The sequence below is a fragment of the Algoriphagus sp. genome, from assembly GCF_024305035.1.
Classification (GTDB): domain Bacteria; phylum Bacteroidota; class Bacteroidia; order Cytophagales; family Cyclobacteriaceae; genus Algoriphagus.
In genome coordinates this window covers 28,650-53,246 of the sequence record NZ_JAMWZB010000011.1, presented here as the reverse complement: position 1 = coordinate 53,246, position 24,597 = coordinate 28,650, and the positions used below count along the sequence as shown (strand labels likewise).

At 41.0% G+C, this 24,597-nt stretch carries 18 protein-coding genes; 10 read left to right on the top strand and 8 right to left on the bottom strand.

Annotated features, from left to right (window positions below):
* Positions 1 to 257 precede the first annotated feature (257 nt).
* Both pyk and Q0L00_RS07815 read right to left on the bottom strand, forming a co-directional pair.
* Positions 258 to 1,682, bottom strand: coding sequence for a pyruvate kinase (gene pyk, locus Q0L00_RS07820; RefSeq protein WP_297336319.1), 1,425 nt, complete (start codon positions 1,680 to 1,682; stop codon positions 258 to 260).
* Between the two features lie 3 nt (positions 1,683 to 1,685).
* Positions 1,686 to 2,114: an IPExxxVDY family protein gene (locus Q0L00_RS07815; RefSeq protein ID WP_297336318.1), complete on the bottom strand. Its 429-nt coding sequence runs from the start codon at positions 2,112 to 2,114 to the stop codon at positions 1,686 to 1,688.
* Positions 2,115 to 2,265: 151 nt separating this feature from the next.
* Between Q0L00_RS07815 and Q0L00_RS07810 the strand changes: the two genes are divergently transcribed.
* The 5 genes from Q0L00_RS07810 to Q0L00_RS07790 are packed head-to-tail and all read left to right on the top strand — an operon-like array spanning position 2,266 to position 7,481.
* On the top strand, positions 2,266 to 2,502 hold the full coding sequence (locus tag Q0L00_RS07810; RefSeq protein WP_092791287.1) for an acyl carrier protein: 237 nt from the start codon (positions 2,266 to 2,268) through the stop codon (positions 2,500 to 2,502).
* 20 nt (positions 2,503 to 2,522) lie between these two features.
* Entirely contained in the window at positions 2,523 to 3,773 is a 1,251-nt protein-coding gene (fabF, locus tag Q0L00_RS07805; RefSeq protein ID WP_297336317.1) for a beta-ketoacyl-ACP synthase II, read from the top strand.
* Between the two features lie 7 nt (positions 3,774 to 3,780).
* Positions 3,781 to 4,521 carry a ribonuclease III gene (rnc, locus tag Q0L00_RS07800; protein WP_297336316.1) on the top strand — a complete coding sequence of 247 codons (741 nt, stop codon included), beginning with the start codon at positions 3,781 to 3,783 and terminating at the stop codon, positions 4,519 to 4,521.
* Between the two features lie 13 nt (positions 4,522 to 4,534).
* Positions 4,535 to 6,364, top strand: coding sequence for an NAD(+) synthase (gene nadE, locus Q0L00_RS07795; protein ID WP_297336315.1), 1,830 nt, complete (start codon positions 4,535 to 4,537; stop codon positions 6,362 to 6,364).
* A gap of 10 nt (positions 6,365 to 6,374) precedes the next feature.
* The gene (locus tag Q0L00_RS07790; protein ID WP_297336314.1) at positions 6,375 to 7,481 is read left to right on the top strand and encodes a prolipoprotein diacylglyceryl transferase; all 1,107 of its coding nucleotides are present in this window, start codon (positions 6,375 to 6,377) and stop codon (positions 7,479 to 7,481) included.
* Here Q0L00_RS07790 and yidD read toward each other — a convergent pair.
* Complete coding sequence (gene yidD / locus Q0L00_RS07785; protein ID WP_297336313.1) at positions 7,478 to 7,702, bottom strand: membrane protein insertion efficiency factor YidD; 225 nt, start codon at positions 7,700 to 7,702, stop codon at positions 7,478 to 7,480. The two genes, Q0L00_RS07790 and yidD, sit on opposite strands and share 4 nt — an antisense overlap.
* A gap of 59 nt (positions 7,703 to 7,761) precedes the next feature.
* Between yidD and Q0L00_RS07780 the strand changes: the two genes are divergently transcribed.
* The 5 genes from Q0L00_RS07780 to Q0L00_RS07760 all read left to right on the top strand — a co-directional run bounded on the left by Q0L00_RS07780 (position 7,762) and on the right by Q0L00_RS07760 (position 16,229).
* A complete protein-coding gene (locus tag Q0L00_RS07780; RefSeq protein WP_297336312.1) occupies positions 7,762 to 9,204 on the top strand; it encodes a POTRA domain-containing protein in 1,443 nt (480 codons plus the stop codon).
* A 329-nt stretch (positions 9,205 to 9,533) separates the two neighbouring features.
* The gene (locus tag Q0L00_RS07775; RefSeq protein ID WP_297336311.1) at positions 9,534 to 11,954 is read left to right on the top strand and encodes a zinc-dependent metalloprotease; all 2,421 of its coding nucleotides are present in this window, start codon (positions 9,534 to 9,536) and stop codon (positions 11,952 to 11,954) included.
* A 174-nt stretch (positions 11,955 to 12,128) separates the two neighbouring features.
* Positions 12,129 to 14,165 (top strand): M3 family metallopeptidase, encoded by a 2,037-nt coding sequence (locus Q0L00_RS07770; RefSeq protein WP_297336310.1) that lies wholly within the window; start codon positions 12,129 to 12,131, stop codon positions 14,163 to 14,165.
* 41 nt (positions 14,166 to 14,206) lie between these two features.
* Positions 14,207 to 15,313 (top strand): AI-2E family transporter, encoded by a 1,107-nt coding sequence (locus tag Q0L00_RS07765; protein ID WP_297336309.1) that lies wholly within the window; start codon positions 14,207 to 14,209, stop codon positions 15,311 to 15,313.
* A complete protein-coding gene (locus tag Q0L00_RS07760; RefSeq protein WP_297336308.1) occupies positions 15,288 to 16,229 on the top strand; it encodes a tetratricopeptide repeat protein in 942 nt (313 codons plus the stop codon). The genes Q0L00_RS07765 and Q0L00_RS07760 overlap by 26 nt, the downstream gene beginning before the upstream one ends.
* Here the strand turns inward: Q0L00_RS07760 and Q0L00_RS07755 are convergent.
* The 5 genes from Q0L00_RS07755 to Q0L00_RS07735 form a co-directional block, all read right to left on the bottom strand.
* Positions 16,217 to 19,066 (bottom strand): ATP-binding protein, encoded by a 2,850-nt coding sequence (locus Q0L00_RS07755; RefSeq protein ID WP_297336307.1) that lies wholly within the window; start codon positions 19,064 to 19,066, stop codon positions 16,217 to 16,219. The genes Q0L00_RS07760 and Q0L00_RS07755 overlap by 13 nt on opposite strands.
* A 303-nt stretch (positions 19,067 to 19,369) precedes the next feature.
* Entirely contained in the window at positions 19,370 to 20,050 is a 681-nt protein-coding gene (locus Q0L00_RS07750) for a DUF2490 domain-containing protein (protein WP_297336306.1), read from the bottom strand.
* Positions 20,051 to 20,053: 3 nt separating this feature from the next.
* Positions 20,054 to 20,647, bottom strand: a complete 594-nt coding sequence (locus Q0L00_RS07745) for a hypothetical protein (RefSeq protein WP_297336305.1) — start codon at positions 20,645 to 20,647, stop codon at positions 20,054 to 20,056.
* Between the two features lie 171 nt (positions 20,648 to 20,818).
* The gene (locus Q0L00_RS07740) at positions 20,819 to 23,080 is read right to left on the bottom strand and encodes an aconitate hydratase (protein WP_297336304.1); all 2,262 of its coding nucleotides are present in this window, start codon (positions 23,078 to 23,080) and stop codon (positions 20,819 to 20,821) included.
* A 138-nt stretch (positions 23,081 to 23,218) separates the two neighbouring features.
* Positions 23,219 to 24,538, bottom strand: coding sequence for a TIGR00366 family protein (locus Q0L00_RS07735; protein WP_297336303.1), 1,320 nt, complete (start codon positions 24,536 to 24,538; stop codon positions 23,219 to 23,221).
* Between the last annotated feature and the right edge of the window lie 59 nt (positions 24,539 to 24,597).

Genomic DNA, 24,597 nt, shown 5'->3' with positions numbered 1-24,597 from the left:
TAATAGACTGCCATTCGACTACCTGGATTTTAAAAATTTTAGCCACTTCCTCCTTACCCTTGCCCTAGGCCAGAAGGGATCTTCCAGCCCACTAGTAAATGTTGCGCTTTGATGCGTCTTACTTAAATCTAACTTTCCTCCTCCATATAATTTAATCCCTTTTCAAAATAATTTCAAATGGGAATCCCCAAAAACGGATTAAGCGTGTAATGTAAAAAAAGGCCCTCGAAAGGACCTTTTTATACTTCAGGAGAACCTTAGCTCACCATATGAATTTTTAACATGTTGGTTCTCCCCTTCGCCTTCAGTGGCATACTTGCAGTATTAATAATAATATCACCTGAGTTGACATGACCGTCGTTTTTCAGGGTGTTTTCAATATCCTCGAAAGTGGCGTCAGTAGAAACTTGGCTTTGGTAATGATAAGCCCTGATTCCCCAAACCAAAGACATTTGAGTGATCAATTTCTCATTTCGTGTGAATAAAAATATACTTGCTTTGGGCCGGTGAGAAGCAATTCTAAACCCGGTAAATCCTGAAGAAGTAATTCCCACAATTGCACTTGCCTTCACATTTCTGGAAAGTCGCGCCGCCATTAAGATAAGATTGTTACTTAAAAAGGTGGGGTCAGATTCGCTGATTTTATAAAGGTTATGGTAGACATCGGCATTTTCTTCCAGATATCGGATAATGCTGCTCATGGCTTTTACCGCATGCACGGGATAATTTCCTGAAGCAGTTTCGGCAGAAAGCATCACCGCATCCGCACCGTCCAGCACAGCATTCCCAACATCATTGGTTTCGGCTCGTGTAGGTCTTGGATTGATAATCATGCTTTCCATCATCTGAGTGGCGATGATAACTGGTTTACAAGCCAATTTACATTTAGAAACCATTCTTTTTTGCCAAAGAGGCACAATCTCCATGGGTACTTCCACTCCCAAATCTCCCCTAGCTACCATGATGGCATCAGTTGCTTCAATGATGGCATCAATATTTTCCAAAGCTTCCGGCTTCTCGATTTTAGCTACAATTTTACAGGATTTACCAGATGCTTTGATCCGATTTCTAAGGTCCTCTATATCATCTGCAGACCGAACGAAAGAAAGTGCAATCCAATCCACATCCTGGTCCAATCCAAATTCTAAATCTTTTAAATCTTTCTCAGTGAGTGAAGGAGCGGACACTTTGGTATTTGGTAAATTGATCCCCTTTCGAGACTTTAAAATCCCTCCATGAATTACCGTACAATTAACATTTTTACCATCAGTTGAATTAACCACCAACTCAAGGTTTCCATCATCAATCAAAATCCTATCCCCTTCAATTACATCATTGGGTAGATTTTGGTAAACTGTGCTGACCAATGATTTGGTACCGATCACCGGATCATTGGTGATGGTGATTTGATCTCCTGGGTTAATTTCTACCCCATTGTTTTCAACCTCTCCTACTCGTATTTTTGGACCTTGAAGGTCTTGTAAAATTCCAAGATTAACATTCAACTCTTTATTTATTCTTCGGATGATTTGAACCACCTCCTGATGAATGTCGTGGGTCCCGTGTGAAAAATTCAATCTAAACACATTTGCCCCCGCAGCTGCAAGACTCTTAATGGTTTCGTAATTATTGGAAGCAGGTCCAATAGTTGCAAGTATTTTGGTTTTATTAAAATGACTCATTGATTAATAAGTTAACAGGTTTTCTTTTGATTTAAGTTTGGTGACATCCAGCTTCATGACATTTTGGATAAAAGGTATTTTAGCCAGTTTGGAAACAAATGTATTGATATTGATTTGAAAGGTTTCGTCCTGAACGAGCAGAAAATAATCCATGTATTTGAGTTCGGGGATCAAATAAGCGACCTGATGGGTTGAATTGATCGCCTTATTTTTTAGCAATTGGACATATCCATGCGGTAAAGAAAGGAAATATTGAGAAATTTTCATCAATGGTTCAGAAACAAACTCGATTTCAAGATCATTGGCCTTCATTAAATCTAATTCCAGTTCTCGATTAACCAACCAAGCCATTTTGTAATCCTTTACCGGAGACACTAGGCCTAAAATTTCAAAATCATATGTGTGATCAATTTGCAGTTTTACCTTCTTCATGGAGCCGGATATGGAGCAAAACAAAGGTAGAAATAAAAATTCAACCCTACGAAAAGAACAGGCGCCCAAAAATTTACTTCTGCCATTTCTTTGTCAATTAGCTTTTAAATATATTTCTTTGCGGAGTGTTATTAACTAAACTGATCACAAAATGTCTGAAATTGCACAAAAAGTAAAAGCCATCATCGTTGACAAACTGGGCGTTGAAGAATCTGAAGTAACCTTGGAAGCAAGCTTTACCAATGATTTGGGAGCAGATTCTCTGGATACCGTAGAACTAATCATGGAATTCGAAAAAGAATTCAACATCTCCATCCCAGATGATCAGGCTGAGCAAATTGGTACGGTTGGACAGGCCGTTTCCTATCTTGAGGCTAACGTAAAATAATAACCCCCTAAATTCATTCCATGAATTTAAAAAGAGTTGTTGTAACAGGTATAGGTGCCCTTACGCCCATAGGCAATACTGCAGAGGAATTCTGGAGAGGATTGGCTACGGGGGTAAGTGGTGCTGCACCAATCACTAAATTCGACGCTTCTTTATTCAAGACTCAATTTGCCTGCGAAATCAAAAACCTTGATGTCGAGCAGTTTATTGATCGAAAGGAAGCTAGAAAGATGGATCCATTCACCCAATATGCCATGATCTCTGTGGATGAGGCCATGTCGGATTCTGGTCTGGATCTTGAAAAAATCAACAAAGCCCGTGCTGGTGTGATTTGGGGATCCGGTATAGGTGGATTACGAACCTTTCAGGATGAAGTCACTGACTTCGCAAAAGGTGACGGTGTTCCTCGCTTCAATCCATTCTTTATCCCCAAAATGATCGCGGATATCAGTGCTGGATTTATTTCTATCAAATATGGATTTAGAGGCCCAAATTTCTGCACCGTTTCTGCTTGTGCTTCTGCCACCAATGCACTAATCGATGCCTTTAATTACATCCGACTAGGTAAGGCTGATATCTTTATCAGCGGAGGTTCAGAAGCTACCGTTACGGAAGCTGGAGTGGGTGGGTTCAACGCCATGAAGGCGCTTTCTCAACGAAATGATTCACCGTCAACTGCCTCCCGACCTTTTGACAAAGATCGAGATGGATTTGTACTCGGAGAAGGTGCGGGTGCTTTAATCCTGGAGGAATATGAGCATGCGCTAGCTCGTGGAGCTAAAATATATGCCGAAATCGTAGGTGGTGGCATGTCTGCTGATGCCAATCACATTACTGCTCCCCATCCCGAGGGTCTTGGTGCGAGCAGTGTGATGAAAGAAGCACTTCATGATGCGCAACTTTCGCCAACGGTAATTGATTACATCAATGTACATGGGACTTCTACTCCGCTGGGAGATTTGTCTGAGATCAAAGCGATCCAAAATGTGTTTGGAGATCATGCTTACCAACTCAACATCAGCAGTACCAAGTCTATGACTGGACACCTTCTGGGAGCAACCGGAGCAATTGAGGCAATTGCCTGCATTCTTGCAATCCAAAACAGTCTAGTTCCCCCTACTATCAATCACATCACCGATGATGATGCGATTGATTCTAAATTGAATTTGACATTCAATGAAGCGCAATCGAGAGAAATCAACTATGCGCTAAGTAATACTTTTGGATTTGGTGGACATAACTGCTCCCTCATTTTCAAGAAATATAACTGATCAGAGGTTGAAACTCTTTCAGAAACTAGGATTTCAAAATTTATTCCTGAGCAGTTATGATAAAAGGCTTGCCGCCTCCATCAAAATGATGACGGGTAGCAGGCCTTTTAATCTTTCCCTGTATCGGCTAGCCCTCACTCCTGCCGGACTAGGAGAAGCAAACTCCAAAGGATTCAAATTATCTAACGAGCGACTAGAATTTCTTGGGGATGCTGTCTTGGGAACTGTAATTGCAGAACATTTATTCCAAAAGTACCCTTTTCGGGATGAAGGATTTTTAACTGAATCTCGCTCCAAACTGGTCAACCGAGAAAGTCTCAATGAAGCTGGGATTAAAATCGGGCTACGAAATGTACTCGATCAAGTTCTGGGTGATCGCAATTTTAGTGGTCATAAATCTCTTTATGGTGACATGCTAGAGGCTTTTATCGGAGCTGTTTACTTGGATAAAGGATATGGCTTTACCAAAAAATTCATTCTCAAGCGAATTCTTCTTCACTTTGATTTGGAGGAAATGATAGCGGCAACAACCAATTATAAGTCTAAAATTATAGAATGGTCACAGCGGGAAAACAAACAGGTTGAGTTCAAGGTATTACAGATTCATGGCAACCAACGCTTTAAAGAGTTTGTTGTTGCACTGCAAGTAGATGGGGAACAACTGGCACAAGGCAAAGGCCCAACGAAGAAAAAAGCGGAGCAGGAAGCTTCCAGTAATGCTTGCACCCAGTTAAACATTCCGACCTAATCGATTAAAATTGATGGCTGCTATAAAAATTGCCGGCGCACCCGTAAACCAAACCCCGTTGGATTGGGAAGGAAACCTTTCACGGATTATTTCTGCCATAAAAGTGGCTCGTTCTCAACAGGTTGAAATTCTATGCTTTCCTGAATTGGCAATCACGGGATATGGTTCTGAGGACTTATTTCTAAGTATTTGGTTTCCCAAAAGAGCTCTTGAGCAAATAAAAGTCCTCATACCGCACTGCAAAGACATTACCGTGGCCGTTGGTCTTCCAGTCCGCTTCGAAAATCAAGTCTACAACACCATGGCCATCATTGAAGATGGCAAGCTATCGGCATTTATCCCCAAGCAATTTATGGCCATCGATGGGGTTCATTATGAGTTTCGCTGGTTTACTCCTTGGAAGGCTAATCGGTTAATCGATTTTGATTTTTTTGGCGAAAAAATTCCATTTGGAGATCAAATTCTTACGTATAAAAGCATTCGATATGGTTTTGAGATCTGTGAGGATGCCTGGAGAGGAACAAGCAGACCTGGCTATAGTCTTCAGAAAAGAGGAATAGACTTGATCTTTTGTCCAAGTGCAAGCCATTTTGCCATGGGTAAAACCCAAGAACGCCAAGAACTGATTGAATTCAGTAGCAAAACATTTGATTGCTTTTATTGCTACATCAACCTTTTGGGAAATGAAGCCGGCCGGATGATCTTTGACGGAGAATGTGTCTTAGCATACCGAGGAGAAATCCTCAGCAGAAACCAGCTGCTCGCCTTTCAAGATTTCCAAGTAGTTGATTTTGAACTTTCCCCTACTAAACAAACTATTTCTCCCATCCTACCCAAAGAATGGGAATTTGTTCAGGCCTCTTCCCTTGGACTTCACGATTACCTTCGTAAAAGTAAAAGTCGAGGATTTGTCCTATCCCTTTCCGGTGGTGCTGATTCCTCCACCATAGCGGTATTGGTTGCTGAAATGGTCCGGAGAGGAATCGCTGAGTTGGGTTTGGAAGAGTTCTGTCAAAGACTAAGCATTTCACCCAAGGATCAAAATGAAAAAACACTTGTTAGTCAGCTGTTAATCACTGCCTACCAAGGCACAGAAAATTCTTCGAGAGAGACTTTTGAAAGTGCAAAGCTACTGGCAGAAAGCTTAGGGGCAACGTTTCATCATTGGACTATAGATCAGGAAGTACAATCCTATGTCCAAAAAATGGAAACCGTGTTGGGTCGGCAGTTAACCTGGGAAAAGGACGACATAACCCTTCAAAATATTCAAGCCAGGACACGCTCTCCCATCATTTGGATGCTGGCAAATATTCACCATGCCTTACTCCTTTCCACTTCAAATCGCAGCGAAGGGGATGTAGGGTATGCTACGATGGACGGAGACACGAGTGGCAGTATTTCACCGATTGCCGGGGTTGACAAATTTTTCATTTTACACTGGCTCCAATGGGCAGAAAAAAACTTGGATCGTCCCGGCCTTGCTCTGGTCAATTCGCTTCAGCCATCCGCAGAGTTAAGGCCTCAAGATAGATCCCAAACCGATGAAAAAGATTTGATGCCCTATGATTTGATTTTAGAGATTGAAAAACTTGCGATTCGGGACAGGAGGTCTCCTTTGGATATTTTTTTAATATTGAACGAGGAGAAAGAAATAGAAAAACAAGTATTGAAAGGGTATATCAAAAAATTCTTTCAACTTTGGGCTCGAAACCAATGGAAGCGGGAACGTTACGCACCGGCCTTCCACCTGGATCAATTCAATGTCGATCCGAAAACATGGTGTAGGTTCCCCATTCTCTCTGGGGGATTTTCAGAAGAATTGGCTGAATTAGAAAAAATTTGATAGAAAAACAATGATTGACTCTTTTTTGAATTACGTCGTATGGGATCCAAATCCTGCAGTGTTTTCCGGATTTGACCGATTGAGATGGTATAGTTTACTTTTTGCATTGGGATTTATTATTTCCCAGCAAATCATGGTTTACTTTTTTCGAAAGGAAGGACAAAAGGAAGAATTGGTGGATAAGCTTACTATTTATATGGTATTATCCACAATTATCGGAGCCCGATTGGGGCATGTATTATTCTACGAACCGGAACGATACCTCAGTAACCCCATTGATATTCTTAAAGTATGGGAAGGTGGATTAGCCTCTCACGGAGCCGCAATTGCGATTTTAATAGCTTTGTGGCTTTATGTCAAACGAACTCCTGGACAGAGTTACCTGTGGGTGGTAGACAGAATTGTGATAGTCACGGCTTTGACAGGGGCATTGATTCGCTTTGGGAATCTGATGAATTCAGAAATTGGGGGAAAAGACACCTATTCGGATTCCGGATTTGTTTATGCTTATTCTGCAGAAGAAGTGCTCGAATCACTCCGGGTACCGGTCGAATCAATCGAAGCTTACAAACCTGAGGACCGAATGGATGAATTACAGGGAAACGGTATAGTTCCTGTCAACATCGAATTGCAAATTTCAAAGGGAAATTTCGCCAAGGAAACCTTAGAGTCCACCCTAAGAAGTGACATCAAATACGCCTTGACCCAGTTTAACTCAACCAAAACTTATTTTGCTGAAGAACCCGAATCTGAACTCAGGCTCATTTTGGAAGAGCAATCAGATAAATTCATTGCTACTGTCGAGACTTTTGGTCGAGCAAAATATCCCACCCAGATTTATGAATCGCTTTCCTATTTCGTAATATTCTTGATTCTGTTAGGGATTTGGTTTAAATATAAAGAACGTGTACCTGAAGGCTTACTTTTGGGTTTTTTTCTGATTAGCGTCTTTGGAATGCGATTCATTTGGGAATTTCTCAAAGAAAATCAAGTAGAATTCGAGGAGACGATGACCTACAATATGGGTCAAATATTGAGTATTCCTTTGGTTATCGGAGGGGTATTTTTAGTTATCAGATCCTTGAAATCTGGGCTAAAACCTCCTCGAAAAGCCTAAGGCACGGGGTCATGCCCCTGTCCCCCCCACGGATGGCAACTGGCGATCCGTTTGATTCCTAACCATCCTCCTCTAAAAGGTCCATACTTTTGGATAGCTTCTTTCGTATATTGGCTACAGGTTGGTGTATAACGACAAGTGGCGGGAAAAAGGGGAGAAATGGTGTATTGATAAACCAAAATCGGAAAAAGAGCTAATTTGGTAAAAAAGGATTTTAACATACCATTTTTGACTAGTGAGACACAAAATTTAAACCAACGGATTTGAGACAAAATTCCAATTGAAAGTCAGGATTAAACATATTTTCATTTTTGGACTCTTTTGGGCGGGATTAATTTCCCATGCACAAGGACAGGATACCAGCTATGCCCCAATGAAAATCGATACTCCTGATAGCGTAAAGGTCAATAATATTTTTATTATCGGAAATGAAAAAACCCAAAAGGATATCATCCTCCGAGAGCTTGATTTCACAACAGATTTCTATTACGATTGGGATACATTCTTACAAATCATCCAATCTGATCAGCAAAAAGTTTACAACCTGCGCTTGTTTACTTCTGTAGAAATCACCCCGCTCCTCACAGGTACAGATGAAGTGGAAGTGTTAATCGCAGTGAAAGAACGATGGTACGTGGTACCGTCAATAATTTTCGCCTTGGCTGATCGGAATTTTTCTGAGTGGTGGACCAATCAACAACGGGATTTCTCCAGGGTAAATTACGGCTTAAGGCTTTCTCATGCCAATGTGGGTGGAAGAAATGAAAAACTTAAATTTGCTGGGCAATTAGGGTTTACTAAAGCCTTGGATTTGCTTTATAGCAAACCCTATATCGATAAAAAACAAAAACATGGGTTGGCCGCACAGGTGACGTTCTTTGATCAGAAAACCATTCCGATCCGTTCAGCCAACAACCGTCAAGTATTTTATACCAATGAAACTGAAGACGTTCTTCGAAAGAATCTTGCCGTGGCATTACGCTATACGTTTAGAAGGACTTTTTATAATTTTCATTTAGTCAATGTCGGCTACAATAGAACCTGGATCGATCCGGATGTTTTGGTTGAAAACCCAACTTACTTTCAGCATACTGACACAAAACTGAGTTACTTTTGGCTGACCTATTCCTTTAGACATGACAAAAGAGATAATGTCGCCTACGCTACTGAAGGCGAACTTTTACAAATCTCGGCAACTAAATACGGTTTGTTTAATCTTGAAGACCTGGATGAGGTAGAACTCACCCTGACAGCAAATAAATATCTAAGGTTTAGTGAAAAATTTCATTTTGCTACCGGGCTTACCACCAACTGGTTTTTGAGCTCCCGGCAGCCATACACTCTAGTTAGGGGAATTGGATATTCGCCCAATTTTATTCGCGGATACGAGCTTAATGTTATAGAGGGACAGCAGCTTTACGTGCACAAAAACAGCTTCCGTTGGAAATTTCTTGATTTTCAATTTGATATTTCTCAAACTATTCCTTTGGAAGAATTTAGCATCATCCCCTTTCAATTTTACCTAAGTGCCAACTTTGATCATGGCTACGTCAAGGACCGAAATTCCATTCCCGAAAATCTTGCGCTCACCAACAGGTACTTGTATGGCTATGGTTTAGGCATAGACATGGTAGGGCTTTACGATTCTGTTTTTCGGTTTGAATACTCGTTTAATAACGCTGGAGGAGCTAACTTTTTCTTCAATCTCCGTGCGCCTTTTTGATGTATTCGCTTCGGTAGTAAAAGCCTCAATCCCTTTAGAATTTGAAATTTCTTCTCAACCCATAAGTTGGAGGGAACAGCATTCAACAGGAAAAAATCCTATTCGAGCTTCCCAATTCATTCCAGTGCTAGGGTGCCGAAAGGAGCTGAAAAAGTTTAGGTTTGCCCCCTATCCAATTAGAAATAGACCAAGCCCCGGTGTAAGGGGTTACCCATAAGCCCATGTCCGAAGCTCCCAGTAAGATCAGGAAACTTTTTAAGTAATAAATTTCCATGATTGGTATTCGATATAGGACATTATTTAATAATTTGACCTTAAAGTATTTTCCTATGAAAAAAACAACCACCACCATTTTATTCGTCTTCTTTTCCATTCTGTATATTCAGGCACAAACTATTGATTTGAGCAAACTGGAAAAACAAGAAGGCTTCATTGATTTCTATCTTGATCCGGAGAAAGGAAAAATCTACCTTGAAATCAATCAATTGGAAAACGAATTTCTCTACGTCAATTCCCTGACCGCAGGAGTCGGTTCAAACGATTTAGGCTTAGATCGGGGACAACTCGGAAACACCCGAATTGTAGAATTTCGAAAAACCGGAAATAAGCTTTTCCTAGTTCACAAAAATTATGATTTCCGTGCCTATTCAGAAAATCTCTACGAAGTAAAGTCTGTCCATGATGCCTTCGCAGAATCCGTACTTTGGGGTTTTGAAATTGTCCAAAAAGACGGAGAAAATCTTCTGGTTGACGCGACTAATTTTTACATGCAGGATGCTCATGGTGTGGCAGACCGTTTGAGTCAAGCCAGACAAGGAAGCTACCGGACAGACGCCTCTCGATCAGGTCTTTACGGACCCACTACCAAAAATTTCCCCCAAAACACGGAAGTAGAAGCCACGATCACGCTAACTGGAAATGCCAGCGGAGGACTGATTCGCTCAGTCACCCCCAGTCCAGATGCAGTAACTGTCAGGATGAGACATTCTTTCATCCAACTACCCGATGAAACATACGAACCTCGGAAATTTGATCCGCGAGCAGGTTACGGATCCATCAGTTATATGGATTTTACTACACCGATTTCTGAACCCATGGTCAAAAAATTCATCGCACGACATCGGCTAATCAAAAAAAATCCCGGTGCAGCACTATCAGAAGTAGAGGAACCAATCGTATATTATCTAGACAGAGGAACTCCTGAGCCAGTGGCTTCTGCCTTAATTGAAGGGGGAAACTGGTGGAATCAGGCTTTTGAAGCAGCAGGATTTAAAGATGCATTCCGAGTGGAATTGGCACCAGAAGGCATGGATTTGATGGATGTGCGATTTAATGTGATCCAGTGGGTTCATCGATCTACGCGTGGATGGTCCTATGGAAGCAGCGTGCGCGATCCAAGAACAGGTGAAATTCTCAAAGGGCACGTTTCGTTAGGTTCGCTTCGGGTGAGACAGGATTATTTGATTGCGCAAGGTTTACTTCAGCCTTATGAAAATGGTACAGAGGGCGATCCCAAGCTTTTGGAGTTGGCTTTGGCCCGATTAAGGCAATTATCCGCCCATGAGATTGGTCATACCCTCGGTCTGGCACACAGCTATGCAACTTCAGCCAATGGAAGATCCTCGGTAATGGATTATCCTTACCCTGTGATCACTCAAAGTACTGATGGAAAATTAGATTTGAGTAATGCTTATGACGATAAAATTGGAGATTGGGACAAATGGGCGATTAAGTACGGCTATGGTTATCCAGATGCCGGAGAATCCGAGGAGGCTTTCCTAGAAAAAACCCTGGAGCAAACCTATCAAGCAGGTCATGAATTCATCACTGATTCTGACTCGCGCGACCGGAGTGGAGTCCACCCCCGCTCACACCTGTGGGATAACGGAGCATCTGCACCAAAAGAACTAACAAGAATGCTGGCTTTAAGAGCTAATAAGTTAAAAAGCTTTGGACTAAATTCCATTCCTGAGGGAACTCCTGAAGCATTGATGGAAGAGGTTTTAGTCCCCTTATACATGATGCATCGCTATCAGGTCGAAGCAACCAGTAAGCTGCTAGGTGGGTTGGATTTTACTTACAAAATTAAGGGAGACAATCAACCCAGACATGAATGGGTGTCTAACTCAGATCAGCAGGAGGCACTTAATGCCTTATTAACTGCCATTTCTCCAGATCAGCTCGAGGTCCCATCGACCGTTTTGGAATTAATTCCTCCCAGGCCTTTTGGCTATGGGAAAAACAGAGAAACCTTTGTTTCTCGAATGGGTCCTATTTTTGATCCGGTGGCACCAGCAGAAAGTGTGGTGGATTTGACATTAGGACTGATGATGGAAACGGGCCGGATTAATCGAATTTATTTACAAAATCTGCAAAATAGCAATTTGATGGGATTGGATGATTACCTTCAGAAACTGAGGAATCAGCTCTTTGATACAAATTTGGAAAATGGACTGAAAGGGGAAATCAAGCTGATGACCGAATCGAAATTTGTGGATGGTTTGATCCATCTATCCAAAGATTCTGGAGCATCCCAGACGGTAAGAGCTTTGGCAAGATTCCATCTTAACGAATTGAAAAACCAATCCATCCCAACGGCACAACCCCTTGCAGCACATCGCACCTATTTGAGCGAGAAAATACAGGCTTACCTTACGCTACCTGAAGAACTGACCCCACAATCATCCCTGAAGATACCCGATGGCGCTCCGATTGGAAGTGACATCATGAGTTGTAATTACGATTATTGATTTACCTAAAAGCCGGGCTACCCGGCTTTTTTTTTAAAGCGTCAAATTCAATTATTTCTGTGGATCATTGCCGAGCAGATTTTCTAAAATCAATTAAGTAATTTTGGAACCCAATCCTGTTATCGCTGTTTTCAAAGCTACAGCAAGACAAAAAATCAAAACTTTAAATTACCTATGACTAACCCGCTTTTAACCCATTTTGATACTCCTTTTCAAACCCCTCCTTTTACTCAGATTGAAACGCAACATTTTTTGCCTGCCATCAACGAATTAATCCATCGGGCAAAATTGGAAATTGAAGAAATAAAAAACCAAACTCCTCCCACCTTCCAAAATACCATTGAGGCTTTGGACCGGGCAGGGAAGGAACTTGCTATAGCTTCAGGTATTTTTTTCAATTTAAACTCAGCTGAGACCAATGATGAAATCCAAAAATTAGCTCGGGAAATTTCACCGCTTTTAACCGAATACTCCAATGACATTCTCTTAGATCAGGTTTTATTTACCCGGGTAGCTCAGGTTTATGAACAAAAAAATGAACTATCTCTAAATGAGGAACAGGCGATGCTTTTGGACAAAACCTATAAGTCATTTGTTCGAAATGGAGCCATGCTAACGGAAAAGGATGCGATGAAGCTTCGCAAAATCGATCAGGAATTAGCTCAATTATCCTTGAAATTTGGGGAACATGTTCTTGCTGAAACCAATCGATTTGTTCATTTCGTTTCAGATGAAACTCAAGTCGATGGACTGCCTGAGGGAATAAAAGAGGCCGCCGCCCAAATCGCCGAAGAAAAAGGCAAGCCTGGGCAATGGGCCTTTACACTTGATTATCCTTCCTATATCCCAGCAATGACGTATTTGAAAAATCGATCCTTGCGAAAACTGCTTTTCCTAGCCTATAACAGCAAAGCTTCCAAGGGGGATGAGTTGGATAACCAAGAAGTAATCAAAGCCATTTTACGTTTGAGAAATGAGCGAGCTACCCTCCTAGGTTACCCCAGTCATGCTGATTTTGTACTCGAAGAGCGGATGGCAAAGAACCCAACTTCAGTGATGAATTTCTTGGAAAATCTACTTGAAAAGGCAAAACCAAAGGCAGAAAAAGAAGTGGAGGAATTGGAGGCTTTTGCCAAAAAACTAGATCAGCTTAACCGCCTTGAAAAATGGGATTTTGCCTATTACTCTGAGCTCTTGAAGAAAAAGAAATTTGAATTGAATGATGAAATCCTTCGGCCTTATTTCCAATTGGAAAACGTAATCGAAGGGGTCTTCCAAACTGCGCATAACTTATACGGGTTGAACTTTGTCCCTAATTCCGAAATCCCGGTTTATCACCAAGATGTAACAGCCTACGAGGTCAAGGATGAAAAGGGAAAACACATCGCGGTTTTCTACGCCGATTTTTTTCCCAGATCCGGGAAACGAAATGGGGCATGGATGACCAGCTATCGAAGTCAATATAAACTGGAGGACCAGGATTTTCGCCCACATGTTTCCATAGTCTGCAATTTTACCAAACCAACCAAAAGTAAGCCTAGCCTGTTGACTTTTAATGAGGTAACGACCTTATTTCATGAATTTGGACATGCGCTTCACGGTATGCTTGCCGACAGTACTTATCCATCCTTATCCGGGACAAGTGTCTATTGGGATTTTGTGGAGCTACCTTCCCAAATCTTTGAAAACTGGTGCTATGAAAAAGAATGTTTGGATCTTTTTGCAAAGCATTACCAAACTGGTGAAAAAATTCCCGCAGAATTGATTGAAAAAATTAAGAATTCATCAAATTTTCAACAGGGATACCAGACAGTGAGACAAATCAGTTTTGGGCTATTGGATATGGCTTATCATAGTCAAAACCCAGCATCCATTACTGATCTTTTTGAATTTGAACAATCGCTAATGAAGAAAACCGAATTGCTTCCTCCGGTGGCGGGGCCCCTAATGAGTACTTCATTTTCACATATCTTCCAAGGAGGTTACGCATCAGGCTATTACAGCTATAAATGGGCGGAAGTTTTGGATGCTGATGCTTTTGAGCTATTCCAAGAAAAGGGAGTTTTTGATCCTGAAACTGCCCGTTCATTTGCTAAAAATATCCTTTCGGCGGGGGGATCCGTTCATCCCAGTATTTTGTACAAACGATTTAGAGGACGGGATCCAAAACCCGAGGCCTTATTAAGGAGAGCAGGATTACTTGTGAACTAAACTAAAAAAATGCTATTTCCTGTCAGATAACTCAAGCCGCTATGAAATCCGAAAAGTTAATTTTACCTGCCTACCTGAAAGCATTAGCAGTGATGCTCTTGATCATTGTCCTGATTTTCACTTTGATCGTGGCAAAGGGTATTTTAATTCCACTATTTCTGGGTGGCTTTTTCTCCATTCTTTTTACACCAATTAGTAATTGGCTTGAGAAGGGGAAAATCCCAAGGGTGCTTTCAACTATACTTTCCCTGCTGGCCATGATACTCATTGTCGGGGGAATTCTTTCCTTTATCGTTACGAATTTCGTTGGATTCACCAATGATTTCGACGATGTCTCCGGCAAAATTTCAACCTATGCTGAACAGTTTGACCAGTGGAGTCAGTCCAGTTTTCAATACGATCCCGAGGTGAGAAAAAAAACCAACACCGAATACATCAAAGGAATCTTAACCGAAAATAGCGGCAGTATTTCAAGCTTTGCGATGAAAACGGTCGGCTCACTTTCAGGATTGATTTTGATCCCCGTGTTCATGTTTTTTTTCTTGCTTTATCGAGATCACTTGACCCACATGGTGGTCATGATCTACCATGATTACGATTCCGAAATGGTAAAAAAGCGAATCGGAAATCTTCGAAGAGTGATTCAAAGCTATATTATCGGAGTTGGAAAAGTAATGGTAATCTTAGCGATTTTAAATATTACCGTTTATTTCGTTTTGGGTATTAAACATGCCATCTTTTTTGGAGTGGTAGGTGCTTTATTAAGCATAATCCCTTATGTGGGACCCTTCTTTGGGGTGTTATTACCGTTAATTTATTCTTTACTGACCAAGGACAGTTTATTTTACCCCATCGCAATTTTAGGAGCATACCAGCTCATTCAGATGCTGGAAGGAAATGTATTGACCCCAAAAATCGTTGGTGGAAATGTTAATCTCAATGCCTTCTTGACTTTATTTGGTTTGTTGATTGGGGGCACCATTTGGGGAGTAGCGGGAATGATCCTAGCCATTCCTTTTTTGGCCATTTTGAAGGAACTATTTGAACTCAGCGAATCAACCAAGCCCTACGCTCATTTGTTGGGAGAAGAAAATGATGAATCTAGTGATGAGGAAAAAAACCATGAATCGAAAAACTCAACCCCTTAAATGGCTTGGCATCGTCTTGCTTATAGCTACACTTTCCTGCGACAGCCTTGAAGATAAAAAAGGAAGATTTCTACTTAAGGGGAATGAAAAAATGGATGAAAATGATCCTCGCACTGCCCTTGAATTCTATCTAGAGGCTTTGGATTTGGACTCCGGATACGTCGATGCGTGGTACAATAAGGCCATCGCCCACCTTCAACTCAATCAGTTGGAGGAGGCTATTGCTGATTTTAGTCAGGCCATCCGATTCCAACCCACTTATGGAGAGGCCTATTTTCAAAGGGGATTGGCCTACCTGGACAATGGCGAATTTTACAAAGCGAGAGAGGATGCCAATTGGTTGACTGAAAATGATCCGGAAAACTGGAAAGGTTTCTTTTTGGCGGGGCTGGTTTATGAGAAATTAGAAGATTTCCAAAACTCTTTGTCCGCATTCTCTAAAGCCATCGAATTAGACCCTGAGAACTCAGATTTGCTAGTTAATCAGGCTACAATTTACTATTACCAAAAAGAGCTGGAAAAGGCCGCTGAAATTTTAGAAACTGCCGAGCAAATCAATCCTTTTGAAGCCAATATTTACAACCTGCGGTCCATGCTTCAATTTGAACAAAAAATGTATCAAGAGGCTCTCACCAGCGTTGAAAAAGCGATAATGCTAAATAACCGGCAGCCTTATTATTACAATAATAAAGGATTGTATTTACTCTTCTTAGGGGATCTGGAACAAGGTCTCGAGCTCATCAATCAAAGTATCAGAATGGACGATTCCAATCTTTATGCACAACGAAATAAGGGGATTTATTATGTAATGATTGGAGATAAACTCTCAGCTTTACAGTTTTTACAAGAGCTTTATCGAGATTATCCGGACATGGAATTGGTCAGTGAATATTATCAAAAAGCTCAGGCTCTTTGATTTTTTTGATGGATCACTTCACGAATTTTCTTTAAAAGCTCAGCTGCATCAATCGGTTTTGCCACAAATCCTTCAAACCCACATGCCTCGATTTGCTCCATGATTTCTAATTTGGCAGCTGCTGTTAATGCTAAAACGGGAGTTTTTGAAAATTTCTTAATGGCTTTGGTCGCTTCAAACCCATCCATCACAGGCATCTGAATATCCATCAACACACAATCAAATGTTTTGGTCTTCATCGCTTCCACTGCCTCTTGGCCATTGATTACACGCTCAAAGGTATAGCCCCATTTTTTAATAATTTTGCCCAAAACCAAGGCATTTACATCATTATCTTCAGCCATTAAAAGATGAAGCGAAGACAAATCCATCGCATGGGAAAACTCTTTGATCGTTCCATTAGTAGTGGCCGTTTTCACCAAATCAAAGGTCAGTTCAAAATAGAACGTACTTCCTACTCCCTCAGCAGATTCGAGTCCAATCGCTCCCCCCATCAAGTTGAGCAGCTTCCTGGTAATAGATAGGCCCAATCCCGTCCCACCATATTTGGCACTGAAGGTGGGTTTTACTTGGTCAAAATCATTAAAAATCCGCTCTTGATGCTCAGGAGCTATCCCTATTCCAGTGTCCTTGACTTCAAAGTAAATGGATATTTTATCGCTAGATTGTGCTTTAAGTTTAGCCGTAACGTCCACATTACCCTCTTTGGTAAACTTCAGTGCATTAGTGATCAAATTATTTAACACTTGAGAAAGACGGGTCTTATCCCCTTTCACCTGAACATCCAATCCACCAAAGAGGTGAAGGTTCAGGTTGTTTTTACTGTCTTTGGCATGAAAAGACAAACCTTTGATAACTTGCTCTACGAGATCTTTGAGATTAAACGGAGCTTTTTCGATAGTTAGCTTTCCTGCCTCTATTTTTTGAAAATCCAATAGATCATTGATCATAATGATCAGATTATCTACGGCAAAATTAATCGTATTTAGAGCTCCCATCTGCTGATCAGTGGGGGTTTCTTGGAGAAGAGAATAAACCGAACCTGAAATCGCATTGAGAGGAGTACGTAATTCATGACTGATCATGGATAGGAAATCCGACTTAATCTGACTTGCTTTTTCAGCAGTTTTTCTGGCTTCATCAAGTTTTGTCTCAAATTCCTTTTGTTGACTGATATCGGTTAAATACCCATACCAAACCATATCTCCATTGTCTAGACTTTGAGGTCGGGCAGCTCCCAAAATCCATCTATAACCGGAAGGTTCCGAAGAACTTTTCACTCGAAACTGACATTGCCAAGGTTCCAGTTTTTTAGCTGAAGCCACCGAACTCATAATTAACTGAGGCAAGTCGAGTGGATGCACTCGGGAAATCGCCATCGATATATCCGAAAAACCTGAAAGCTCTTCCTGTTTTAGTCCCAAAACAGCAGCAATTCCTTTGGATAAAAATGAGAAATTCATTTTCCCACTCCCGTCCAATACCAATTGATACAAGCCACCTGGAACTTGCTCAGTCAGATTCATGAGAAAATTACTGTTCTCTTCCAGCGTTTTCTCTAAAGAAACCTTTTCAGATACATTTCTAAAAGAAAGGAATACATAGTTTTCACCTTCCTCTACCAAACGACTGGCTGCAATTTCAATCGCATGGGTTTGACCAGACTGACTGAGCAATTCACTCGAAAAATGAGTAATATTTTCTCCATTGATGGCTGTTTGAATCCAAGACCTCCATTCCTGATTTGAGGTTAACAAGGGCTCAATATCCTTTAAATGAGAAAAATTTTGATTTTTACCAAGCCCAAATAGTTTTTTGGATTCAGAATTACAAAGGTAAATCTGCCCGTCACCTTTAGAAATGATGATCGGTTCGGGAGCATTCAAAATTAGTCTTTCATGAAGCAGACTTTTGGATTCCAGCGCTTTCCTGGGCCCCTCATCCCAGACCACACCTACCCAAACTGCTGAGTTCCCTGCAGAGCTGATTAATTGGGCAGTGCCTTTTAGGCTTTCAGAACCAAATTCCAAATCAACATCCTGTTCCTGCCGATTTTTGTTTTTCAGTTTTTCTAAAATTTGGCGCTCCAACTCTTTTTGACTTTCCTTTTCAAAAAAATCAAACGTTGAATCATCCCACAAAAACTCCTGCGATGCTTCAAAATACTCCCAAGAAACCATCTTTCCCAGAGAGCCCACATTTTTCATCAACTCCTTACGCCTTTCCAGATTCAATTCATGCTTAGCTTTCTGAGAAACATCCCGAGCCAAAATAAAAAATCGGTCTTCGGTAAATTGAACCGAACAATCCAGAAATTTGTATACACCCTGCTTATCGATGAATCGAATTCTAAAAAAGCCAAGTTGATCCGCCCCGCCTTTTGATTTCCAGATTGGCCTTATCCGCTCCAAATCATCCTCGTGGATAAAACTACAAAGCGAAGTGTTTTGAAGAAAGGCCGGATCATAGCCTAAAATCGGGAGAGAAGCATGATTAACATAGGTAAGGTAATCATGTTGACCAACAGCTATTAAGTCCAAGGAAGATTTAAAAAATTGCTGAACCTCCTTTTTGGGGGGGAGTCCGTGCATACGGAGTTCCTTTCCTTTGTAAAAGAGATAATAATTTGAAGAATGATCTGTGGGAAGCTCCAATCTAAACCCATAATCTTTGCCTGCATGGGTTAAGATTAATTCTTCTTTAAAAATATAAGCATTGATATCCAAGCCTAAACCGAGGAGTGTTCTCTCGTTTAATCCCTGACCGATTTGCTCTTCAAAGGCTTCATTTCCATAAAAAATGTTGTATGGAAAAGTATCATCCGCAAGAAAAACCATCTCCGAAGATTCGTAGATAATTTTTTTAAAAGTACTATTTATACCCCGCTCTTGCATGAAATGATAACTGCGCTTTGTTTTTTGGGTTTTGTTTTAGAAGATTCCTGTCCTATTCACTATTTGATTTTGTAAACATACAGCAATTTGTATTTCATAGCAAGTTTTTTACTTTTCAAATAAATAAAAATGCATAAAATAATATTAAATCCAGGCCTAATGATTATTCAAAGGCCTTGAAAAGGAACCTGGGTACTTTAATTCAAGGATCTTGAAAAAATTCAAAGTTGAAATTTTTGATATGGATCAAAAGTTATAATAATAACTAATCTTTGGCCAGAGCCGAGTTCGAAAGCGATTATTGAAAAAACCATCCGTACGGTAATCAATGGAATACTCCAGTTTTTGACTTTTGGCATATAATTTCCCAAGCGTCAAAATAAGCCTGTTCTCCAGATTAAATCCTCCACCTTTTAAACTGAAAATCGGTTCATTTGAAATCATAAAATAAGATTCACCCGGATCTAACGTAGCCCCATTGAGGGGAAATTCACTCGCTACCCGATACCGAAGCCTCCACTCCACCTTTTGTCCTCTGGTAAATGTTTGATCAGTCCGAATCCGGTGTCCAATTCGAAAATCACGAAGACGATTCAAAAAAGCATATTGTTGGATAATCCGGTTTCCATCTGCACCATCTTGAAACCGGTGAAAAAGCCCTATGGCTGCACTTGTGGATGCAGTGAGCTTCCAGTCGTAAAATCCCATCACGTCAGTTCGATAATGATCAAATTGAGGTTTATCTCCAATTCGATTATCATAGATCACGTGTTGATTCTCAACTTTAAAGTTAAGTTTATTGGAATTTTCCAGCTTTTTGGTCAAGGATACCTCAGGGAAAAATCCAGTAAAGAAGGTTTGCCGATCCTGTCCATAACCGCAAAAAACACGCATAAAAAACAATCCCAAAATCAGTAATCGCCTCATGTTCTAAAAAATCAAATTATCCGTAATTCGTATGTCTATTTTTCGTCTGGTAAGTAATACCCCATCGGCAGTGAAAGTCCCTTCCCAGATTTCATCCACTTTATTCGATTCTTTTCCTCGGTATTCGATTTCATAACGGACAGTGATTCCTTCCTTTTCATTTTCGTCAAAAAAATCCTCTAAATCGCCCTTCTTGCCGGTGTACTGAATTTGAATTTTATTGATTTTATATACCTGATAGTTTTCAGAGAAATACGACTTGAGCTTATCCTGAACCATTCGGTCTAACTCTTCCAACTCAAGTTCCACCTCCACGTCCTCAATTATCCCCAGAGAATCAAATTCTACACTATAATAGTTGCCTCCCATTTTAAATTTGGCTTCATAGGAAAAACCATCCTGATAAAATTCCTGAAACCAATTTGGTTTTTTGACTTTTTCAAAGGCATCGTAGAGCCAATCAACGGCAGCTCCAGGCACTTGTCTTTCCTTGATTCCTACCTCCCGCTCGATTTTGATATTTTCCTGAGAAAAACAGATTAATGGTAAAAGAATAGAACCAAGAACTCCTATCAATACCCCCTTAAATTGCCTCATTATTCATCCATTTATTTATTTTAAATCGGTCAGATGGGATCTCGAAGTAATTTCTATCCTGCTGTTTGAAACTTTTTTAGTCAAGCTGGATTCCATCTTTTTATGGAAAATAAACGAAAAAAACCGCAGCCAGTTTTATGACAACGGTTTTCTATCATTTTTATCTTAAGCTTAGATTCCAGATTTGATTAAGTTCAGGGCTGAACCTGCCTTAAACCATTCAATTTGACCCTCATTGTACGTGTGATTCACTGTAATCGTATCTGAGGAACCATCCGCATGATGCAGAATTACTTGAAGAGATTTACCCGGCGCAAATGAATCTAACCCAACAATATCAATCGAGTCATCTTCCAAAACCTTTTCATAATCAGCAGGATTATCAAAGGTTAGCGCAAGCATTCCTTGTTTTTTCAAATTGGTTTCATGAATTCGAGCGAAAGATTTAACTAAAATCGCTCTTACACCTAAGAACCGAGGTTCCATAGCGGCATGTTCACGAGAGGAACCCTCCCCATAATTTTCATCTCCAACTACAACCGTACCGATTCCCATTTGCTTATAATGACGCTGCGTAGCAGGTACCTCACCATACACTCCAGTCAATTGGTTTTTGACGTGATTGGTTTGGTCATTAAAGGAATTGACCGCTCCAATCAACATGTTGTTGGAGATGTTATCCAAGTGGCCCCGGTATCTCAACCATGGACCAGCCATCGAAATATGATCGGTGGTACATTTTCCTTTGGCTTTAATCAATAATCTGAGTCCTTTCAGGTCAACACCTTCCCAGGCTGGGAAAGACTCAAGTAACTGTAGTCGTTCAGACTTAGGGTCCACAATGACATCCACCAATGAACCATCTTCCGCAGGTGCTTGATAACCAGCATCTTCAACAGCAAACCCCTTGGTTGGTAGTTCAAGACCTTTGGGTTCGTCCAGTTTCACGGATTGCCCTTCCTCATTGAGAAGCGTATCAGTCAAGGGATTGAAAGTCAAATCCCCAGCAATGGCTAAAGCAGTTACAATCTCTGGTGAAGCCACAAATGCATGCGTATTGGGATTTCCATCAGCACGCTTGGCAAAGTTTCGGTTGAAAGAAGTAATAATGGAGTTTTTCTCTTGCTTATCAGCTCCATGACGGGCCCACTGTCCAATACAGGGCCCGCAAGCATTGGCCAATACCACCCCTCCCATTTTACCAAACGTATCCAAAAATCCATCTCGGTCCACGGTAAAGCGCACCTGTTCCGAACCCGGGGTGATGGTATATTCTGATTTCGCAGTCAGTTTTTTATCTACAGCTTGCTGAGCCAGAGAAGCGGCCCTGGAAATATCTTCATAGGATGAATTGGTGCATGAACCGATCAATCCAACATCCAGTTTTGCTGGCCAGCCGTTTTCTTTTACTGCTGCGGCAAATTTTGAAATGGGCCAAGCCAAGTCTGGTGTGAATGGACCATTAACATGGGGCTCAAGCTCGGAAAGGTTGATTTCAATTACTTGATCGAAATACTTTTCAGGGGCTTGGTAAACCTCAGAATCCCCAGTCAAATGTGCTGCAATTTCATTGGCTAAAGCAGCAATATCCGCACGGCCAGTACCTTCTAAATAAGCGGCGGATTTTTGGTCATATCCAAATATTGAAGTAGTTGCTCCGATTTCGGCGCCCATATTACAAATGGTGCCTTTTCCGGTAGCAGAAAGAGACTGCGCCCCTTCTCCAAAGTACTCAACTACCGCTCCAGTTCCGCCTTTTACGGTCAGGATTCCGGCTACTTTCAAAATTACATCTTTAGCAGAAGTCCAGCCGGACATTTTACCGGTCAACTTAACTCCTATTAATTTAGGAAATTTTAATTCCCAAGGTAATCCTGCCATTACATCACAGGCATCCGCTCCTCCAACTCCTATGGCTATCATTCCCAATCCGCCGGCATTGGGCGTATGCGAATCCGTACCAATCATCATTCCTCCTGGAAAAGCATAGTTTTCCAATACGACTTGGTGAATAATTCCAGCGCCTGGCTTCCAAAAACCTATTCCATATTTGTTAGAAACGGATGCCAAAAAATCATACACTTCACGGTTTTTATCTTTTGCTTTGTCCAGGTCTTTTGTTGCACCCACCTCAGCTTGGATCAAGTGATCGCAGTGAACGGTAGAAGGAACCGCGACTCGATCCCTTCCCGCCTGCATAAACTGCAACAATGCCATTTGTGCGGTGGCATCCTGCATTGCAACCCGGTCAGGCTGAAAATCCACATACGATTTTCCTCGTTCGAATGCCTGAGAAACTTCTCCCTCCGATAAATGTGAATAAAGGATTTTTTCAGTCAAGGTCAATGGTCTTCCTACCGCTTTTCGTGCTGCGGCAATGCGCTCGGGAAAGCGAGCATAGACCTCCTTGATCATTTCTATATCAAAAGCCATTTTATTGGTTTTAGGTGAATAAAAGATTCAAAATTTTGGTGCAAATATAGAAACTTAGTCCCAATTTTAGTAACCAAACAACCTCTCAAAAGAATACTTTATCCTTATTTAAACCCATTTTAGCTATTTTCAAAAAACTCAAAATGAAACATACAGTATTCCTGCCAAATAGGTAAATCCTGCCAGAAAAAGCCAAAAACCAGTTTTAAGCAAAGCTTTGGCTTTCACTCCTGTAATCGAAAGCAAGGGCAAAGCCCAGAAAGGCTGCAGTAAATTTGAAATCTGATCCCCGTAAGAGAAAACCATAATCATGCGGGCAGCAGATAAGCCTAAAGACTGGCTGATTTCCATTAGAAGGGGACCCTGAACCGCCCATTGACCTCCGCCCGAAGGAACCAATAGATTGATCAAGGCCGATGAAAACAAGGCAACTAGGGGAAATGTGTTGCTGTCAGAATTCTCCAGAAAATAGCCTACTGTCAACTCCAACAAACCAGACTGGGTCACCAAGCCCAGAATCCCTGCGTAAAATGGGAATTGGATGAAAATATCCGCAGAGCTTTTTAGACCTTCGATAATCGCCTCGGTGAATTGAGGAAGTCCTCGGTAGGCCATCAAACAGGCGCCAAAGAGCAAAAAATTGACCATGTTGAGATTGAGAAAACCAAGATCAAATTCGGCTTGAAAAGCGATTTTTCCGATCACCAAAACAATCATTAATCCCCCTAAAAACAGTCCTAAAAAGTTTTTTCTACTGGGATTAACAGGCCTTAAAGGCTGAGAATAAACCGGAGGTTCAGATGTGTTTTTTCTGCAAGACAAAACCCAAAGGGACAAAAAAAACACGGTTATCAAACCTCCTGTAACCCCCATATTAAAAGAAGCAAAAATTGTTTCTGAAACAGGTATTATCCCAATTTTATTTTGGAGAAAATGACCTTCTTCGGCTACTTTTAAAGGGGCAGATCCAGATAAGCCTCCATGCCATACTGCCATCCCCAAATATCCGGCCGATGCTAGCAATACAGGATCACTCTCGATTCCTTTTTCTTTCATGGCCAAAAAAACAAATCTGGCCAATAAGGCTCCAATCACCAAACCAAAGCCCCAGTTGATCAGGCCGGCAAAAATTGTAATTAAAGCACATAAAAAGAGGGCTTGCAAATGGGTTTTTGGTAAAAAGGAAAGTTTTCGGAGAAAGGAATGAATGGGTTTGTAAATCGCTAAAGCATAGCCAAAAACCAAAATCATCATCATCTGGAGGGTAAAATCCAAAAGCCCAAAAAACCCTTCTTGCCAAAATACCAAAGACTTAAAAAAAACCTGACCGTAAGACTCTTCGTTTTCACTTTGAATCCAAGTGGAAAAGATCAAACACATCAACGTCAGAAATAAAACCAGAGTGAATGGCGAAATTAACGCAGGTCCCTTCTTTCTGTTTGTAATTTTAGCTTCCAATTTGATTCGACTTGCAGTTAGAATTAGTACCTTCGAATAAGCCGAATTTGATTAAACAT

What these genes read in the sequence shown, in the direction of transcription:
- pyk (WP_297336319.1), bottom strand. Translation starts at nt 1,682, where the DNA reads ATGAGTCATTTTAATAAAACCAAAATACTTGCAACTATTGGACCTGCT.
- Q0L00_RS07815 (WP_297336318.1), bottom strand. Translation starts at nt 2,114, where the DNA reads ATGAAGAAGGTAAAACTGCAAATTGATCACACATATGATTTTGAAATT.
- Q0L00_RS07810 (WP_092791287.1), top strand. Translation starts at nt 2,266, where the DNA reads ATGTCTGAAATTGCACAAAAAGTAAAAGCCATCATCGTTGACAAACTG.
- fabF (WP_297336317.1), top strand. Translation starts at nt 2,523, where the DNA reads ATGAATTTAAAAAGAGTTGTTGTAACAGGTATAGGTGCCCTTACGCCC.
- nadE (WP_297336315.1), top strand. Translation starts at nt 4,535, where the DNA reads ATGGCTGCTATAAAAATTGCCGGCGCACCCGTAAACCAAACCCCGTTG.
- Q0L00_RS07790 (WP_297336314.1), top strand. Translation starts at nt 6,375, where the DNA reads ATGATTGACTCTTTTTTGAATTACGTCGTATGGGATCCAAATCCTGCA.
- yidD (WP_297336313.1), bottom strand. Translation starts at nt 7,702, where the DNA reads ATGTTAAAATCCTTTTTTACCAAATTAGCTCTTTTTCCGATTTTGGTT.
- Q0L00_RS07775 (WP_297336311.1), top strand. Translation starts at nt 9,534, where the DNA reads ATGAAAAAAACAACCACCACCATTTTATTCGTCTTCTTTTCCATTCTG.
- Q0L00_RS07770 (WP_297336310.1), top strand. Translation starts at nt 12,129, where the DNA reads ATGACTAACCCGCTTTTAACCCATTTTGATACTCCTTTTCAAACCCCT.
- Q0L00_RS07765 (WP_297336309.1), top strand. Translation starts at nt 14,207, where the DNA reads ATGAAATCCGAAAAGTTAATTTTACCTGCCTACCTGAAAGCATTAGCA.
- Q0L00_RS07760 (WP_297336308.1), top strand. Translation starts at nt 15,288, where the DNA reads ATGAATCGAAAAACTCAACCCCTTAAATGGCTTGGCATCGTCTTGCTT.
- Q0L00_RS07755 (WP_297336307.1), bottom strand. Translation starts at nt 19,066, where the DNA reads ATGGTTTTTCTTGCGGATGATACTTTTCCATACAACATTTTTTATGGA.
- Q0L00_RS07750 (WP_297336306.1), bottom strand. Translation starts at nt 20,050, where the DNA reads ATGAGGCGATTACTGATTTTGGGATTGTTTTTTATGCGTGTTTTTTGC.
- Q0L00_RS07745 (WP_297336305.1), bottom strand. Translation starts at nt 20,647, where the DNA reads ATGAGGCAATTTAAGGGGGTATTGATAGGAGTTCTTGGTTCTATTCTT.
- Q0L00_RS07740 (WP_297336304.1), bottom strand. Translation starts at nt 23,080, where the DNA reads ATGGCTTTTGATATAGAAATGATCAAGGAGGTCTATGCTCGCTTTCCC.